This window comes from Mesorhizobium sp. M4B.F.Ca.ET.058.02.1.1 (assembly GCF_003952505.1).
In the GTDB taxonomy this organism is placed as follows: Bacteria; Pseudomonadota; Alphaproteobacteria; order Rhizobiales; family Rhizobiaceae; genus Mesorhizobium.
Window position 1 is genome coordinate 2007432 of the sequence record NZ_CP034450.1, and the last position, 16646, is coordinate 2024077.

The window sequence follows — 16646 nt, forward strand, 5'->3', positions numbered from 1 at the left end:
CGACGGTCCTTCCGCCTGCCGTCACAGCTCGATCTGATGCACTCTTGGCTCGCTTGCCGCCGGCGGCAGGTTCCCGGCCATAATCGCGGCGATGTCGTGGCGCAGGAAATCCAGCGGACCGATCACCGGCAGCGCCGGCGGGGCGAAACGGGCGTTGTCGCTCGCCGATTTCAGCACGCGGCGATCCTGCTGCAGGGCGACGTTGAACAGCGGCTTGAAGGCAAATGCCTTTATCCTGCCGAGCAAGCCCTGGCGCGGGCCGGTCAACCAGCCGACGCCCTCGACGGTGCGCTCGTCGGCCTGGCGCAGATGGAAGGTGGTGGCGAGGGCCAGCCCATCCTTGCTCCAATATTCCAGTTCGGCGATGCCGGGATGGCGGAAGCGGCCGATTGTTCTCGCGCGCTCACCCTCCAGCAGCCGGCTGATCAGCCCCTGCTGCCGATCCTCGCCGGTGTAGCAGGCCTCGACCCAGCCCTCGCCGCCGGTCACCTCGACGCGCACGAGATGGCGTCGCGAGCTCAGGCCGCGCAGCAGGCCCTTGTGGGTGAAGTGGGTATGGGTGGCATCGAGGATGTTTTCGGCCGCGTCGATCACCGTCGACTGCGTCGAGCTGCGCACCCGCCGCACGACGAGGTCCCGACCCTGCATGCAGTGGAGATAGGGCTCGCCCTGCGGCGTTCCCGACGAGACGAAGACGACGCCGTCGCGCTCGATGACGCCGTAGCGACGCACGCGGTAATGCGGCATCTCGCCGACATGACCGGGAATGGCGGTGCAGCGGCCTTCGCCGTCATAGCGCCAACCGTGATAGGGGCATTCGATTTCGCCGCCGACGACCTTGCCGGTCGAGAGCTCGACCAGCCGGTGCGGGCAGCGGTCGAACAGCGCGGCGATGCCCTGGGCCGAGCGGAACAGGACGACAGGTTGGCCGTCGATCAGGATGCGCCTGGGCTTGCGCCTGATGTCGGCCGACAGCGCCACGGCCTGCCAATGATCTTTCCGATCGTGATCTTCGCTGTGCCTCTGGCGCACGCTCACAGCTCGAACCTCCTGAGCAAGGGAATGCCGACCAGCGCCAGCACGGTTTCCATGACGCGGATCGCCGCACGCCGGCGGCGCGAAAGGTGCCCGGCGTAGACGGCGTTGTATTCGATAGTCGCCACCGCGCCGCGCAGGCGCTTGAAGCCCGCCGCCCCGGCGCTCATGTTGAAGAATAGGCCGTGCGCGGTCGCATGCTGCTGAGCCATCGCCATCACCATGCGATAAAGCCCCTCCTGTATCGGCAGGCCGGTATCGTAGCCGACGATGGGCTGGGTCAGCGTGCGGCCGTTCTCGAACAGGCCGGTGACGGCGACGAGGTCTCCACCCGGCCGGCGCAGGCCGGCAAGGCTGATGATGCCGCGCCGGTGCATCTCGGCGATGTAGCGGGCGGTGTAGTGCGGATTGAGCGGCGTGTACTTTTCCAGATAGAGCATGGTGTAGAGCTCTTCCGCGCGCGCATAGTCGGCTTCGCTGAAATCGGCATCGCCGACGCGCTCGAAGGGCGTGGTGGCGAGCCGCTTGCGGTCGCGCTTCATGTTGATGGTCATGGCCGGTGCCGCGCCGCGGTCGGCGAAGATGTAGATCTGGCGGGCCGCCAGCATGCGGAAACCTTCGGCCTTCAGCGCCGCGATGGTGGCGGGATCGGCGATCTCGTTCAGCGAGCGGATGACGATGGCGCGATCCGGGAAACGCGCCACAAGGTCGGCGCGCAGCTCGGCCACCGCCGTTCGGTCGAGCAGCGGCACCGGATTGGTCGAATAAAGCCAGTTGTTGAGCTGAACCTGACGGTCGAGACCACTCGTCCGCACCAGCGGCGCGCAGGCGCCGATCAACGCCGTGAGCGAGCGCCGCAGCAACGGATGCGCGATGAAATTGCGCGTCTCGTCGATGGCATATTCGAGATAGGCGCTGGATGGGCAGCAGATGTAGCAGTTCGGCGGTTCGCCGGCGTCGTTCAGCGTCAGCGGGAAGGTGCGGCCGGCGACCGCCGCGCTTTCGACCGATGTCGTCAGGTTGGCGACGAGGTCGCGCACCGGGACGTCGTTGAAGAGCCGCACGAAAGCCTCGACCTGGGCTGGATCGTTCTCGACCCGGTCGGCTTGCTGGGGCGCGCCAGCCACGACTGCCGCCCGGTTCACGGCGCCGCTCCCAGCCGGCACTCGACACGGCGCAATTTGCGGCCGGTCTCCAGCGGCAGCGGCACGCGCACCAGATTGACCATCGCCGTTGCCCTGCGCGCCGCCAGCAGTGCGCCCACCGCCTGATGCGCGGCACTGGCCGCCTCATCGGCCAAATCCGGCGTGAGCCGCAACTCGATGGCATCGGGCGCCGTCTGGACCAGCCGGAAATCGTCGATGCGACGGTCGGCCTTGAGCACCGCATTGCGCAGTATGTCGGGCGTGAGCAGGATTTGGCCCTCGGCCGAACCCACCCGGAAGGCATCGTCCATGCGGCCGACGACCTCGTCGACGCAGCGCAGCGGCGAACCGCAGCGGCAGGGTCCTTCGGAGAGCCGCAACAGGTCGTTCATCCGGTATCGCGCCATGATTTGCGTACGACGACGGAAGGCGGTGACCAGTGGCGTGACCAGCCCGTCGCCCGCCGGCTCGAACTCGAAGAACACCGAATCCTCAGCGAGATGCAGGCCGCCCTGCCGGCAGGTCACCGCGAACAGCCCTTCGGTCGCCATGTAGATCTGCTCGAGCGGCAGCCGGAAGGATTTTTCGATAACCGGCCGGTCGACCGGATCGAGCGTCTCGGCGGCCGAGAAGACGCGCCTCGGCGCGAGCCGGAAGCCGGCGACGGCGAAATGGCGGAGCATCTTCGGCGGCGCGATGATCACCGTCGGGTCGAAGTCTTTGAGGTCCACGCGCCAGCTTTCCGGCCCAAGCGTCAGGTCGAAGAAGCCGAGCTTGATCAGCCGGGATTTGCGGGCGCTGTCGTAAAGCCCGGTGTTCTGCGGCAGGATCACGGCGACGCGCATGCCGCGCCAGATGAGGTCGGGTGCCGCCTTGGCGAGGATGGCGCCCAGCCAGCGGTATTTTTCCGCCTCGGAAATGACGAACAGGCCGCGATTGCCCGAGGTGCCCGTGCTCGCACCCACCGTGAGCGCGCCGATGCGTCCGTCGCCGGCCAGAGCCGACCAGGCCGCGCTTGCCGTGACGCCGTGGATGTTGAAGGCCTCGAAACTGTCCATCAGCATCGCCTTGTCGGTGACGGGCAGGTCGGCGAGGCGCGCCCGCGCATGGCGATAGAAGGGCGCGCGCGCCAGGTCGCGCTCGAGGAAGCTACGCAAGGCGGCTGCCTGCCAGCGCTCGAAATCCGGCCGGCTCTTGCGCGAGACCCAGCGCGTCAGGGCGAAGGAGCCGATCGCTTCCGCCAGCCCGTTCATCCGACCCCCGCCAGTTCGTCCGCAGTCAGATCATATTGCGTCATCTCCGGGTCGTGGCAGAGCATCACCTGCCCGCCCGCCGCCTGGAAGCGGCGCAACGTCTCGCAGGTCGGACCGATGGCGGCAACGTCCTCTGCGATGAGGCTGGAGGGAAAGCCTGGGGACAGTTTCGGATCAAGGGCGGCGAGCAGCCATTGCGCGTCGACCCCATAGAGCAGTGGCCGCTCCAGTCCGGCGAACAAAAGGCCGAACTGGCCGTCTGCATGGCCCGGAAGATCGACCGCCACCACGCTGCCGTCGCCGAACAGATCAGCGCCGCCGGGGACGCCGCCCCGGGCCTCGATCCGCCACTTGGTCGACAGGCCATCGAGCCTTGCCTCGAAATCGGCGGGGAAGAGTTCCGTGAAGACGCCATGGCGCAGGTTCTGCCTCGGCGTGCGCGCCTTGACGCGCGCCCAGGCGGCATCGCTGGCGATGAAGCGGGCATGGGGAAACAGCGGCAGGCCGGAAATGTGGTCGGCATGGAAATGGGTGACGACAACCGTGCGCACGTCGCCGGGCGCAAGGCCGAAGCGCTCGAGCACCGGCTGCACCTGTTCGGCCGCGTTGAGCTCGGGCCTAAGCACAGCGCCGTAGAGGCGCAGCATGCGGCCGCGCCCCTGCCCCGTGGTGGCCTCTGGGGTGTAGCCGGTGTCGACCAGCACCGGCCCGGCCTGCGGATGAATGAACAGCCCGTAGCGGACGCGCAGCCTGACGCTATGCCAGCCGCCGCCGCGCAGGATCAGCCGCTCGGCGGCGCTGACCCAGGCGCTGTTGGCGAAGACGATCTTCATGCCAGCCCTCCGCCGGCGAAGGTGCGGTCGAGCCCCTGCTCGAACCCGACCTTCGGCGTCCAGCCGAGCAGGCGACGGGCCTTGGCGAGGTCGAGGCTCTGCGCATAGGCGAACAGGCCAAGCCCGTAGCGCGTCACCGGCGGTTCTGGGGGCCCGGGCAGAGCGAGCGCCATCGCCTCCATGGCGCTGGCGACAAGCATGGCCGGCCACAGCGGCACCCGCCGCCAGCGCGCCGTGATGCCGGCGCAGGCGCAGGCCTCGTCGGCGATGCGGCGCACCGGCAACACCTCGCCGCCGGAGATGTTGAAGACATGGCCCTCAGCCTCCCGGGGTGCTGCGAGCGCCACCATCACCGCATCGACGACGTCGTCGACATGAGTGAGGTCGATGCGCGCCCGGCCGTCGCGGAAGATCGGCAGCGGGCGGTTCTTCGCGGCCTTGATGAGGCGCGGCAAGAGCGCGCGGTCGCCGGCGCCGTAGATGCCGCGCGGCCTGAGCACCACAGGGTGGATGGCGGGCGCCGCCAGCACCAGCCGCTCGGCCTCGCGCTTGGTGCGGGCATAGTGGTTGACCGGGTCCGGCAAGGCCGCGTCCTCGGCAAGATCGAGCTGGTCGCGGAAGGCGAAGCACACGGACGGGCTGGAGATGTGGACGAAGCGGCTGATGCCTTGCCGGGTCGCGAAATCGAGGATGTTTCGCATCGCCGCGACATTGGCTGCCTCGAAATCCGCCAGCCGGCCGAATGGCGCGGAGAGCGCCGCGCAGTGGATGATCCGCTCGACCCTGCGGAGCCGCAGATCGAGCGCCCTGTCGAGCGGCAGCGACAGGTCGTGGCGGATGATCCGGTGGCCGGCGGTTTCCAGCGCCGCACAGCGCGCCGCATCGCGGCCGAGGCCAAGCGCCAGCGTGCCGGACGCGGCCAGCCTTGCCAGCACATGGGAGCCCAGAAAACCGCTGGCGCCGGTGACGAGCACGGCCATCGTCAGGCCTCCAGCGCCATGCCGCCGAAGGACACGCCGGCCGAAGTGCCGAGGAACAGCAGCCTGGCGCCCGGCGCGATCCGGCAGTCACGCCGCGCGACGTCCAGCGCGAAGGGAATGGAAGCGGCGACCTGGTTGCCGTAGCGGGCGGAGATGTCGACGAGTTTCTCCGGCGCGAAGCCGGTCTGGCGCGCCATATGCGCCAGCGCGAACGGGCTTGCCTGATGCGGCACGACGAGGTCGACATCCTCGCGCCGCCAGCCGGCGCGCTGCAATAGCTCGGTGACGAAGCCGCTGAAGTGGCGCGAGGTGACGCGAAACAATTCCTTGCCGTCCATGTGGAACAGGCTGTGGCGGGCAAACTCCTCCGGCTGGCGATTGAAGTCGAAACGCGTGCCGCCCGAGCCGATGCCGCAGGCCTCGTAGGCCGAGGGATAGGTGCGCATCAGACTGGCGACCACCCTGCCCTCACCCGGTCCGCCTTTTTGCAAAATCGCCGCTGCCGCGCCGTCGCCGAATAGCGCCGCGACCTCCGGTTGCTCCTTCCAAGGCAGAGCCCGCGAGGCGATCTCCGAGGAGAACACCAGCGCCGTGCTGAATTGGCCGGCCTCGACCAGGCGCGAAGCGGTTTCGAAGGCGGTGAGGAAGCCGAGGCAGGTGCTGTTGACGTCAAAGGCGGCCGCCGAGCCGTCAGCAAGGCCGAGGCGTTGCATGACCAGCGGCGCGGTCGCGGGCAGCGGCTGGTAAGGCACGCCGCAGCCGCCGATGATCAGGTCCACCGCGCCGGGTTTAACCCCTGCATCGGCGAGTGCAATGCGCGCCGCGGCGCAGGCCAGATCGATCTGCGTTTCGCCCTCGCAGACATAGCGCTCGACGACACCGGTGGCGGCTTCGAGCCGGCCCTCGGCAAGGCCAAGCCTTTCCTCCAGTGCGCGCGAGGTCACGCACCCTGCCGGCACCGCCCCGCCGGTTCCGATGATTTTGATCCGCATCCTCACCCCATCGTGAGCTTGCGTGCATCTAATGCATAAAGCGGTTCAGGTGCGATAGCCATGATGCCGGCCAGAGGTGAAGGCTAGCCGGACAGGAGTCGCTTTCGCGCTGATACCGTCCGTCGGCGCCGCCCCTCATTGCCCTACCGGGCATTTCTCCCCGTTTGACGGCGAGAAAGGCGCCATCACGGCTGGTTTCGCCAACTGCGGGCGTTGCAGGATGAGCCAACGGCGCGGCCATCCTCTTCCCCCTTCACCATACGGGGAGAAGGTGCCGGCAGGCGGATGAGGGGCGGCGCAGTATGGAACCTACGCCTTGCGCTCCCAGCGGCGGTCCGGCGTCTGCTGCCAGTAGGTCACGGTGTGGCCGGCTTCCTTCATCGTCTTCCAGTGGCCGCGTGCGCCTTCCAGTTGCGCGGCGTCATGGCCGTCGAACAGGAACACGGCGCGCTCGTACCCCGACAGGTCGGCGGGCGCCGCGCCGTCGACCAGGAAGCGTATCTGCGCGGCGTTCGGGTTGCCCTCCCCCGTTGTGAGCAGGATCGGCTGCTCGGCCGGATAGGGTTCGCGGTCGGTGGCGTGCGCCAGGAAGGAATCGTCGCGGAAGATCCACAGATGCTGGTCGAGCGCGTCGCGCCGCTCCTCGGTGCCGGTCTGCACCACGGCGCGCCAGCCGCGATCGACGCTGCGCTCGAGCAGCCCCGGCAGCGCCTCCTCCAGCGTCGATTCGGTCAGATGGTAGAACAGGATTTCGGCCATGATCGCGCCTCGAACGGCCTTACCCCTCGTAGTGGTCGCGCACGAGACGGTCGAGCAGCCGCACGCCAAAGCCCGAGCCCCAGGACTGATTGATCTCGCTCGGCGGCGAGCCCATCGCCGTGCCGGCGATGTCGAGATGCGCCCACGGTGTGTCCTTGACGAAGCGCTGCAGGAACTGCGCGGCGATGATGGCGCCGCCGTAGCGGCCGCCGATGTTCTTCATGTCGGCATTCTTGGAATCGATCAGCTTGTCGTATTCGGCGCCCAGCGGCATGCGCCACAGCCGCTCCTGTGTCGCTTGCCCGGCGCCCGCCAGACGGTCCGCCAGTTCGTCATTGTTGGAGAACAGGCCGGCATAGTGCTGGCCGAGCGCGACCATGATGGCGCCGGTCAGCGTCGCCAGGTTGACCATGAATCTCGGCTTGAAGCGGTCATTGGTGTACCAGAGCGCGTCGGCCAGCACGAGGCGGCCTTCGGCATCGGTGTTCAGAACCTCGATGGTCTGGCCCGACATCGAGGTGACAATATCGCCGGGGCGCTGGGCGTGGCCGTCGACGGCATTCTCGACCAGGCCGATGACGCCGATGACATTGGCCTTGGCCTTGCGGGCGGCAAGCGCGTGGACGAGCCCGGTGACGGCCGCGGCACCGCCCATGTCGCCTTTCATCTCCTCCATGCCTGATGCCGGCTTCATCGAATTGCCGCCGGTGTCGAAGGTGACGCCCTTGCCTATGAAGGCGACCGGCGCGTCCTTGGCCTTGCCGCCCTTCCAGTGCATTACGGCCATGCGGGCGCCGCGTGGCGAGCCTTGCGCGACGCCGAGCAGCGAGCCCATGCCGAGCTTCTTCATCTCCTTCTCGGTCAAAATCTCGACCTCGACACCGAGAGCCTCGAGTTCCTTGGCGCGCGCGGCGAACTCCACCGGGCCAAGTGCATTGGCCGGCTCGTTGACGAGATCGCGCGCGAGAAGCACGCCGCCAATCACCGCTGCCTCGTCGGCAAAGGCCTTTTTCGCAGCCGTGGGGTCGGCGCAGTGGATCGTCACCTTGACCGGCTTCTTCGGCTCGTCCTTGTCCTTCTTGGTCTTGTACTTGTCGAAGGAATAGCTGCGCAAAAGAATGCCCGCGGCGACGTTGGCGGCCTGCCTGCCGCCGGCCTCAGTGCCCGGAACATCGAACACGACGGCGACTTCGGTCGCCTTGCGCAGCGAGGCGGCAATGGTGCCGCCGAGCCTCAGCCATGCCTGGTCGTCGAGGGCGGAAGCCTTGCCGGCGCCGACCGCCACCAGGCGGTCGATCGAGGTGCCCTCCGGCGCCAGCACCTCGGCGACGGTGCCGAACTTGCCGGAAAAGTCGGCCACCGGGAACGCTCGAGCGAGCGCGCCGGCCGGGTCGCAAGCCTTGCCGGCTTTGCCTACGGCACCGTCGTCGGCCGCCAGCACGAAGACGCTGCCCCTTTTCGGCGCGGCGAATTTGGCGAAGGCAATAGAGGGTGTCGAATTCATCAGAACCTGCTTTCGGGGGTAGGTGCCGGACAACGGCTTTCAAGAGTGCGCGACATTTGGTCGTTTTCCATCATTTGGCAAGACTTTGGCCGAAATCGCAGCCTATATCGCCGCCGCAACCATCAGTGGATTCGTCGCGGCATGGCCCCGATCTCCTGCCGTAACATATTGTTAACCATCAATGTTTTGCATTTCTTATGCATTGCCCTCGACACTCCGGCCGGCCGGGGCGCGTGATGTGGAACAGGAACCAGGTCGAGGCGCCAATGCAGCCAGTTGTACTGCCGTCGCCGGATGACTACCTTGTCGGCGGGCATGATGCCGTTCGGCAAAATCGAGAAAGCCTTCATGAAGGTCGTTGAACGCTACATCATGCGTCGCGCATCGACGGTGTTCCTCGCTGCGCTGACCTGGACGCTGGCGATCGTGTGGACGACCCAGGTGCTGGCCAAGATCGATCTCGTCACCGACAGCGGCCAGTCGGCGCTGACCTTCTTCGAGGTCGCGGCGCTGATCATCCCGTCGATCATCCCGATCGTGGTGCCGTTCGCGCTGGTGGTGGCGGTGGCGCAGACGCTGAGCGTCATGAACACCGATTCGGAACTTGCCGTGATCAACGCCGCCGGCGCCTCGCGCTGGACGATCGCGCGGCCGATCCTGCTGCTGGCGCTCGCGGCCAGCGTCCTTTCCTTCGCCGTCGACAATGGCGTCGACCCCTATGCCAGGCAGAAGAACCGCCAGCTGGTGGCCTCGTCACGCGCCGACCTTCTTTCGCTGATCATCCAGGAAGGCACGTTTCGCAAGATCGACGACGGCCTGTTCCTGCAGGTCGGCGAACGCCTCCCGGACAACAGGCTCGGCGGCATCTTCGTGGCCGATTCGCGCGAGGAAGGCGCCAACCTGATCTACTACGCCAAGTCTGGCAGCATCATCGAAAAGGGCGACGAGAAGGTGCTGATGATGAATGACGGCGTCATCAACCGCAAATCGCTGACCGGCGACCTGTCGGTGATCCGCTTCACCTCCTACGCCTTCGACCTCTCTGCCTTCATGTCGGCGGCGAACGAGATCACGCTTCTGCCGAAGGACCGCACGACGCAGTATCTGCTCAACCCGGATCCCAACGACAAGATGTTCCAGCGCAAGCCGGCCAGCTACAGTGCCGAGCTCGACCAGCGCTTCTCCGAATGGTCCTACCCGCTGGTGTTCGCGCTGATCGCGCTGGCGGTGGCGGGCGACGCGCGCTCGCACCGGGAAGCGCGCATCCACCCGTTGATCACGGCCATCGCAATCGCCCTCTTCGTGCGCTGGCTTGGCTTCTTCGCCGCCGGCAAAGCCGACAAGGTGCCGCTCTATGCCTATATGGTCTACGGCGTGCCGATCGTGGCCTCGGCTGTCGCCACCTGGTTCATCGTTTCCTCGAGGTCGATGGAGCTGCCGGCAGCCTGGGCGGACTGGATGACCAACCTCGCCGGCCGCGTCGGCGAGACCTGGACCGCCGTCAAGCTGCGTCTTTCCCGGCGCGCCTCCGGCCAGAGGGTATGACGATGGGCTGGACGCTGGGCCGCTACTTCTTCTTCCGCTATGTGTCGATCACCATCTGGTTCTTCCTCGGCCTTCTGGCGCTGGTGTTCCTGATCGACTTCACCGAGCTGTCCGGCCGCACCACCGGCCTGCCCGGCTTCACCTATGGCACCGCCTTCGCCATTTCGGCGCTGAGGATGCCGATGATCATGCTGCAGACCGTGCCGTTCGTCGGCCTGTTCTCAGCGATGGCGACGCTGGTGTCGCTCAACCGCAAGTACGAGCTGGTCATCGCGCGCTCGGCTGGCGTCTCGGCTTGGCAGTTCCTGCTGCCCTGCTGCATCGGCGCGCTCCTGTTCGGCGTGCTGTCGGTCGGCGTGCTCAATCCCATCGCGGCGCACGGCTTCTCCTGGTCCGAGCAGATGGAAAACAAGTTGCGCGCCGGCAATTCCAACGCCGTCCCAGCCGACACGACGCCTTGGATCCGGCAAAAGACCGCTTCCGGTGACACCATCATCGGTGCCCGGGCGATCCTCAACCAGGGCCTGGAGATGGCCGACGCGGTCTTCTTCGTACTGGACCAGCAGGGCAATATCGTCGAGCGCAAGGACGCGGCGCGCGCCTTCCTGCGCGACGGCTATTGGGAACTGCAGGACGTCAAGGTGTTCAAGGACGGCAATATCCGCCCGGCAACATCCGATCGGGTCGAGACCAACCTCAAGCCCGAATTCGTGCAGGAAAGGCTGGCGCGCCCGGAAACCATCCCCTTTTACGACCTGCCCGGCAAGATCGAGGTTGCCCGTTCCTTCGGGCTGAAGGCAAATGCCTTCGCCATGCAGTTTGATTCGCTGGTGGCGCTGCCGTTCCTCCTCGTCGCCATGACGCTGATTGCGGCAACAGTTTCAATGCGATTTGCGCGTATGGGGCAGTCGGCAACGATGATTCTGGGTGGCGTCCTCGCCGGCTTTCTGCTTTATGTCGTTTCGGTATTGGTCAAGGCATTCGGCGTGGCGGGATTCGTCCCTACGGCGGTGGCCGCATGGGTTCCGGTTGTCGTGGCTATGTTCTTCGGGGTGACATTTCTGCTATACAAGGAAGACGGCTAGTGAGGGAGGCGGTTTTGCGCAGCCATAGGCAGGCCGGTTTGGCACGCCTTTATGGGGCGAGCGCCTTGGCATGTCTGTTCGCCTGCGCGGCGCCGATGGCACCGGCGCTGGCGCAGGACGTCACCGACATGGCGACGAAGGTTCCCTCCGGCACGCAGATGCTGCTTGCCGCCGACACGCTCGTCTACAATAACGACAACAACACGGTGACCGCCGTCGGCGGCGTGCAGATCGACTACGGCGGCAACAAGCTCGTCGCCCAGCGGGTGGAATACAACCGCAACACAAAGCGCCTCGTCGCCAGCGGTGCGGTCGAGCTGATCAACAGCGACGGCACCAAGATCAATTCCGACCATATCGACATCACCGACGACTTCGCCGACGGCTTCGTCAACGCGTTGCGCGTCGAGACCGTCAACAAGGCCTATTTCGCCTCCGAAAGCGCGGAGCGCATGGGCGGCGTGCTGACCACCTTCCACAACGGCGTCTACACGGCTTGCGAACCCTGCGAGGACAAGCCGGACAGCGCGCCGACGTGGCGCGTCAAGGCGCGCAAGATCATCTGGAACGGCGAGAAGAAGACGGTCCGCTTCGAGAACGCGAATTTCGAGTTCTTCGGCTTCCCGCTCGCCTATCTGCCGGCCTTCGAGATCGCCGACCCGACGGTGAAGCGCAAGAGCGGCTTCCTGATCCCCGGTATCGTCTACAAGAGCGACCTCGGCATCGGCGTCAAGGTCCCCTACTACTTCGCCCTGTCGCCGACCTACGACCTCACCGTCACCGGCACCGGCTACACCAAGCAAGGTTTCCTCGGCGAGGCCGAGTGGCGCCAGCGCTTCAACAATGGCGAATACAGCCTGAAGATCGCCGGCATCCATCAGCAGGATCCCGACGCCTTCATCGACAGCGGCATCCGCAATGTCGATTCGGGCGCGGCGGGCGATCCGAACAAGTTCCGCGGCATGATGGGCACCAAGGGCCAGTTCGCCATAAATGAGCGCTGGAACTTCGGCTGGGACGTGCTGCTGCAGAGCGACAAGAATTTCTCACGCACCTATGCGATCGACGGCTACAGCGAGACCGTTCACCAGTCGTCGGTCTACCTGACCGGCCTCAACGACCGCAATTATTTCGACATCCGCGCCATGCGCTTCCAGGTGCAGGAAAACACGCTGGCCAGCGACCCGTCGGCGCGCAGTGGCCAGCAGCCCTGGGTTTTGCCGTCGCTCGACTATGCCTATATCCCCGATATGGCCGTGGCCGGCGGGCAATTGTCGATCAATGTCAATGCGCGGGTCATCAGCCGCGACTCTCTCGATGAATCCTTCACCGAGGCCTATAATTCGAGCACGCCCACGCTGCGCGTCCCCGGCATCGCCGGGCAGAATGGTCGCATGACGGCCGAAGCCGAATGGAAGCGCACGTTTACCACCGATGGTGGCCTGCAACTGACGCCGCTCCTGGCGCTGCGAGGCGACGCCAGCTATCTCAACGCCGACTCGGCCTCGCTCGCGGCCATAAACGAGATGGCTGCCAATCCCCTGATAGCCACCACCGCTGACATGAAGTCGTCGCTCGCCCGCTACATGGCGACCTTGGGTCTGGAAATGCGCTGGCCGGTCCTGTTCTCGATGGCGAACTCCAGCCACATCGTCGAGCCGATGGCGCAAGTGTTCGTGCGTCCCAACGAGCAGTATGTCGGCGGCCTCGCCGTTCCCAACGAGGATGCGCAGAGCTTCGTCTTCGACGCCACGACGCTGTTCGAGCGCGACAAGTTCTCCGGCTATGACCGCATGGAAGGTGGTACGCGCGCCAATGTCGGGTTCCGCTATTCCGGCGCCTACGGCAATGGCTGGAGCACCAACGCCATCTTCGGCCAATCCTACCAGCTCGGCGGCGAGAATTCGTTCACCGCACCCGACCTGGTCAATGTCGGCGCTTATTCTGGCCTCGACAAGCCGACCTCCGACTATGTCGGCCTGATCGGCTTCAACAGCCCGAGCGGCTTCTCCGGCTCGCTCAGCGGCCGCTTCGATGAGCAGACCTTCGACGTGAGGCGCGCCGAGGTGAAGGCCGCCTATTCCGGCCTGCCGGTTTCGCTCACCGCCAAATATGCCTTCATCCAGGCGCAGCCGCTCTACGGCTTCGAGACCGATCGCCACGAAGTGACGCTCGGCGCCTCGACGCACCTTGCGGAGAACTGGCGCGTCTTCGGCACCGGCACCTACGACCTGAAGCAGAGCGTTCTGGTCAAGGACGGCGTCGGTTTTGCCTACAATGATTCCTGCTTTACGTATCTGATGACGTTCTCGGAATCGCGCGACCTTGCGACCAAGGAAGTGTCGCAGAATGTCGGCTTCAACCTGTCGTTCCGTACACTTGGCGATTTCGGTTCGTCGACCAGCGCCATCGACACCATCCAGTGACGGCGGGCCAACGACATGGTTTCGCCGCATAGGGCTGGCAGGGGTCTCAGTTACATTGCGCGTGCCCGCGAAATCGAAGCGATTTGCGGAAAGGATCATGCGCCAAATCAGGTACTGCAGTGTCCGTTGCGGGTCCGAGGGGACGCGCGGCGCTGTCGAAGCGGGACAGAATTGGGATAGGTGAGATGAGGAAATTCCTGTTTTCAGCAGGCTTCGCGCTGCTGGTGGCGGCGACCTCGGTTTCGATCATGGCGATGACGCCGCCTGCCTTCGCCAGCACGATCAAATATGTCGTCAACAACATACCGATCACCACAGGCGACATCGCGCACAGGGCCGCGTTCCTGAAGCTGCAGCACAAGAAGGGCGACGCCGGGCAGGAGATGATCGACCAGACGCTGCGCCTGGCCGAAGCCAAGCGGCTCGGAATCCGCATCACCGACGCCCAGGTCGACGCCGCCTATCAGCGCTTTGCCACCACCAACAAGATGCAGCTCAAGCAGCTCGACGGCATCATGGCACAGTCGGGCGTGACCAAGGAGCACTTCAAGGACTTCATCCGCACCCAGATGGCCTGGAACCAGGCGCTGGCGGCCCGCTATCGCTCCGGCGAGGGCGGCGCGGTGACTGAGCAGGACGCAGTGCGGCGCATGCTGGACAAGGGCGGCAGCAAGCCGACCGCCATGGAATATATGCTGCAGCAGGTGATTTTCGTGGTGCCTGCCTCGGAGCGTAGCGCGACGCTCGCCAAGCGCAAGCGCGAGGCCGACGCCATGCGCGCCCGCTTCAATGGCTGCAACACCACGCGTGAATTCGCCAAGGGGCTGATCGACGTAACCGTGCGCGATCTCGGCCGCGTGCTGGCGCCGCAGTTGCCGGCTGACTGGGCCGACCAGATCAAGGCGACCAAGGTCGGCGGCGCCACCGCCACGCGCGAAACCGAGCGCGGCATCGAGTTCATCGGCATCTGCTCGTCGCGCGAAGTGTCCGACGACAAGGCAGCGCAGATGGTGTTCCAGAGCGAGGGCGGCAACGATAAGGACGCCGACGAGCTTTCGAAGAAATATGTCGACGAGCTGCGGAAGAAGGCCAAGATCGTCGAGCGCTAGATTGGCAGGGTTTTGGGCGTGAGTGAACGAGACGACAGAGCCACCTCCTGTCCATACCCGGGCAGAACGCCCCGCAAGACGGCCTAGACATGCGCGAGACCGATGCCCCGCTGGCCGTGAGCGTTGGCGATCCTTCCGGCGTCGGCCCGGAAATCGCCATCGCAGCCTGGCTCGCCGGTGAAAGTGCCGGCGTGCCGCCCTTCTACCTGCTTGCCGATCCGGCCCTGATCTCGGCGCGAGCGCGCCATATCGGCGCCAGCATAGCCATCGTCGAAACGCTGCCTGCGCAGGCCGCGCGGATCTTTTCCCGGGCGTTGCCGATCATCCCGCTCGACGCCGGCCATGTCGACAATCCCGGGCGGCCCGACACGGCCAATGCCGCCGGCACCATCGAGGCCATCGACCGCGCAGTGGCCGACTGCCTTGCCGGGCGCGCCGCGGCGGTGGTCACCTGCCCCATCGCCAAGAAGCCGCTCTACGATGCCGGCTTCCGCTTTCCCGGCCACACCGAATATCTGGCGCATCTGGCGGCACGGCAGACTGGCGTCAAGGTGACGCCGGTGATGCTGCTTGCAGGCCCGGAGTTGCTCACGGTCCCGGTCACCATCCACATCGCGCTCGCCGATGTACCCAAGGCGCTGACCACGGAGCTGATTGTCGCCACCGGACGCATCACCGCCGCCGATCTTGAGAACCGCTTCGGCATCGCCAGGCCGAGGCTCGCGGTCGCCGGCCTCAACCCGCATGCCGGAGAGGGCGGCACGATAGGGCTGGAGGACAATCTGGTCATCCGTCCGGCGATCGAACAACTGAAGGCGGAAGGCATCGATGCGTTCGGGCCGCTGCCGGCCGACACCATGTTCCACCCGCGGGCGCGGGCCGGCTATGACGCGGCGCTCTGCATGTACCACGACCAGGCGCTGATCCCGGCCAAGGCGCTGGCCTTCGACGAGGCAGTCAACGTCACCCTCGGGCTGCCCTTCATCCGCACCTCGCCCGACCACGGCACCGCCTTCGACATTGCCGGGCAGGGAATTGCGCGCGCCGACAGCCTGATCGCGGCACTGAAGCTCGCCCGCCGGCTGGCCGACAGCGGGGCGGAGGCTGCCGCCGCATGAGCCGCATCGCGATGAGCCCGGCCGCATGACGATCGACGGCCTGCCGCCGCTGCGCGAGGTGATCGAGCGCCATGGGCTGCAGGCAAAGAAGGCGCTCGGCCAGAATTTCCTGCTCGACCTCAATCTGACCGGCAAGATCGCACGCGCCGCCGGCGACCTCGCCGACACCACCGTGATCGAGGTCGGACCCGGCCCCGGCGGATTGACGCGGGCGCTGCTGTTCAATGGCGCCAGGCGGGTCGTCGCCATCGAGCGCGACGAGCGCTGCCTGGAGGCGCTGGCGCAGGTCTCCAATCACTATCCCGGCCGGCTGGAGGTCATCCCCGGCGATGCGCTGAAGACGGATTTCGCCGCGCTTGCCGGAGATGCCGGCGGACCGGTGAAGATCGTCGCCAACCTGCCCTACAATATCGGCACGGAACTCCTGATCCGCTGGCTGACGGTTTCCGAATGGCCGCCCTTCTACCAGTCGATGACGCTGATGTTCCAGCGCGAGGTGGCCGAGCGCATCACCGCTGCCCCAGGCAGCGACGCCTATGGGCGGCTCGGCGTGCTGGCCGGCTGGCGCACGCAGGCCAGGATCGCTTTCGACGTGCCGCCGCAGGCCTTCACCCCCCCGCCGAAGGTGACGTCGTCGGTGGTGCACCTGGTGCCGCGCGCAACACCCTTGCCGGTCGAGGCAAGGAAGCTCGGCCGCGTCACCGAGGCGGCTTTTGGTCAGCGCCGGAAAATGCTGCGGCAAAGCGTGAAAAGCCTGGGCGGCGAGGCCTTGCTGGTGCGCGCCGGCATTGATCCGACCCGCCGCGCCGAGACGCTCGATGTCGAGGAATTTGTAAGGCTGACGAACGCGATCTGATGCGCT

14 protein-coding genes are annotated in these 16646 nt (G+C 66.2%); 6 read left to right on the forward strand and 8 right to left on the reverse strand.

The features are described 5' to 3' along the window. Positions 1–21: 21 nt before the first annotated feature. The 8 genes from EJ073_RS10325 to EJ073_RS10360 form a co-directional block, all read right to left on the reverse strand. Positions 22–1038, reverse strand: coding sequence for a Rieske 2Fe-2S domain-containing protein (locus tag EJ073_RS10325; RefSeq protein WP_245455530.1), 1017 nt, complete (start codon positions 1036–1038; stop codon positions 22–24). Next, positions 1035–2180 (reverse strand): GNAT family N-acetyltransferase, encoded by a 1146-nt coding sequence (locus EJ073_RS10330; protein ID WP_245455531.1) that lies wholly within the window; start codon positions 2178–2180, stop codon positions 1035–1037. Before EJ073_RS10330 ends, EJ073_RS10325 begins: the two co-directional genes overlap by 4 nt. Beyond that, complete coding sequence (locus EJ073_RS10335) at positions 2177–3433, reverse strand: F390 synthetase-related protein (protein ID WP_126055634.1); 1257 nt, start codon at positions 3431–3433, stop codon at positions 2177–2179. Before EJ073_RS10335 ends, EJ073_RS10330 begins: the two co-directional genes overlap by 4 nt. Further along, entirely contained in the window at positions 3430–4266 is an 837-nt protein-coding gene (locus tag EJ073_RS10340) for an MBL fold metallo-hydrolase (RefSeq protein ID WP_126055635.1), read from the reverse strand. The genes EJ073_RS10335 and EJ073_RS10340 overlap by 4 nt, the downstream gene beginning before the upstream one ends. Next, complete coding sequence (locus tag EJ073_RS10345; RefSeq protein ID WP_126055636.1) at positions 4263–5246, reverse strand: NAD(P)-dependent oxidoreductase; 984 nt, start codon at positions 5244–5246, stop codon at positions 4263–4265. Before EJ073_RS10345 ends, EJ073_RS10340 begins: the two co-directional genes overlap by 4 nt. 2 nt (positions 5247–5248) lie before the next feature. Then, complete coding sequence (locus tag EJ073_RS10350; RefSeq protein WP_126055637.1) at positions 5249–6238, reverse strand: 3-oxoacyl-[acyl-carrier-protein] synthase III C-terminal domain-containing protein; 990 nt, start codon at positions 6236–6238, stop codon at positions 5249–5251. A gap of 309 nt (positions 6239–6547) precedes the next feature. Further along, entirely contained in the window at positions 6548–6997 is a 450-nt protein-coding gene (locus tag EJ073_RS10355) for a DNA polymerase III subunit chi (protein WP_126055638.1), read from the reverse strand. A gap of 19 nt (positions 6998–7016) precedes the next feature. After that, positions 7017–8501 (reverse strand): leucyl aminopeptidase, encoded by a 1485-nt coding sequence (locus EJ073_RS10360; RefSeq protein WP_126055639.1) that lies wholly within the window; start codon positions 8499–8501, stop codon positions 7017–7019. A gap of 348 nt (positions 8502–8849) precedes the next feature. On the opposite strand from EJ073_RS10360, the gene lptF reads away from it, so the two are divergent. From lptF to rsmA, 6 genes are all read left to right on the forward strand, one after another. Continuing rightward, positions 8850–10046 carry an LPS export ABC transporter permease LptF gene (gene lptF / locus EJ073_RS10365; protein WP_126055640.1) on the forward strand — a complete coding sequence of 399 codons (1197 nt, stop codon included), beginning with the start codon at positions 8850–8852 and terminating at the stop codon, positions 10044–10046. A gap of 2 nt (positions 10047–10048) precedes the next feature. Further along, positions 10049–11131, forward strand: coding sequence for an LPS export ABC transporter permease LptG (gene lptG, locus EJ073_RS10370; protein ID WP_126055641.1), 1083 nt, complete (start codon positions 10049–10051; stop codon positions 11129–11131). After that, positions 11131–13557: an LPS-assembly protein LptD gene (locus tag EJ073_RS10375; protein WP_189347282.1), complete on the forward strand. Its 2427-nt coding sequence runs from the start codon at positions 11131–11133 to the stop codon at positions 13555–13557. The genes lptG and EJ073_RS10375 overlap by 1 nt, the downstream gene beginning before the upstream one ends. A 185-nt stretch (positions 13558–13742) precedes the next feature. Further along, a complete protein-coding gene (locus EJ073_RS10380; RefSeq protein ID WP_126055643.1) occupies positions 13743–14666 on the forward strand; it encodes a peptidylprolyl isomerase in 924 nt (307 codons plus the stop codon). A gap of 89 nt (positions 14667–14755) precedes the next feature. After that, the gene (pdxA, locus tag EJ073_RS10385) at positions 14756–15784 is read left to right on the forward strand and encodes a 4-hydroxythreonine-4-phosphate dehydrogenase PdxA (protein WP_126055644.1); all 1029 of its coding nucleotides are present in this window, start codon (positions 14756–14758) and stop codon (positions 15782–15784) included. Positions 15785–15809: 25 nt separating this feature from the next. Beyond that, positions 15810–16640: a 16S rRNA (adenine(1518)-N(6)/adenine(1519)-N(6))-dimethyltransferase RsmA gene (gene rsmA / locus EJ073_RS10390; protein ID WP_126055645.1), complete on the forward strand. Its 831-nt coding sequence runs from the start codon at positions 15810–15812 to the stop codon at positions 16638–16640. The last annotated feature ends 6 nt before the right edge of the window (positions 16641–16646 follow it).

Bases quoted from the DNA above. Each gene is read 5' to 3' on its own strand.
- EJ073_RS10345 (WP_126055636.1), bottom strand. From the start codon at position 5,246: ATGGCCGTGCTCGTCACCGGCGCCAGCGGTTTTCTGGGCTCCCATGTG.
- EJ073_RS10380 (WP_126055643.1), top strand. From the start codon at position 13,743: ATGAGGAAATTCCTGTTTTCAGCAGGCTTCGCGCTGCTGGTGGCGGCG.
- pdxA (WP_126055644.1), top strand. From the start codon at position 14,756: ATGCGCGAGACCGATGCCCCGCTGGCCGTGAGCGTTGGCGATCCTTCC.
- EJ073_RS10335 (WP_126055634.1), bottom strand. From the start codon at position 3,433: ATGAACGGGCTGGCGGAAGCGATCGGCTCCTTCGCCCTGACGCGCTGG.
- lptF (WP_126055640.1), top strand. From the start codon at position 8,850: ATGAAGGTCGTTGAACGCTACATCATGCGTCGCGCATCGACGGTGTTC.
- EJ073_RS10350 (WP_126055637.1), bottom strand. From the start codon at position 6,238: ATGCGGATCAAAATCATCGGAACCGGCGGGGCGGTGCCGGCAGGGTGC.
- rsmA (WP_126055645.1), top strand. From the start codon at position 15,810: ATGACGATCGACGGCCTGCCGCCGCTGCGCGAGGTGATCGAGCGCCAT.
- EJ073_RS10340 (WP_126055635.1), bottom strand. From the start codon at position 4,266: ATGAAGATCGTCTTCGCCAACAGCGCCTGGGTCAGCGCCGCCGAGCGG.
- EJ073_RS10360 (WP_126055639.1), bottom strand. From the start codon at position 8,501: ATGAATTCGACACCCTCTATTGCCTTCGCCAAATTCGCCGCGCCGAAA.
- lptG (WP_126055641.1), top strand. From the start codon at position 10,049: ATGGGCTGGACGCTGGGCCGCTACTTCTTCTTCCGCTATGTGTCGATC.
- EJ073_RS10355 (WP_126055638.1), bottom strand. From the start codon at position 6,997: ATGGCCGAAATCCTGTTCTACCATCTGACCGAATCGACGCTGGAGGAG.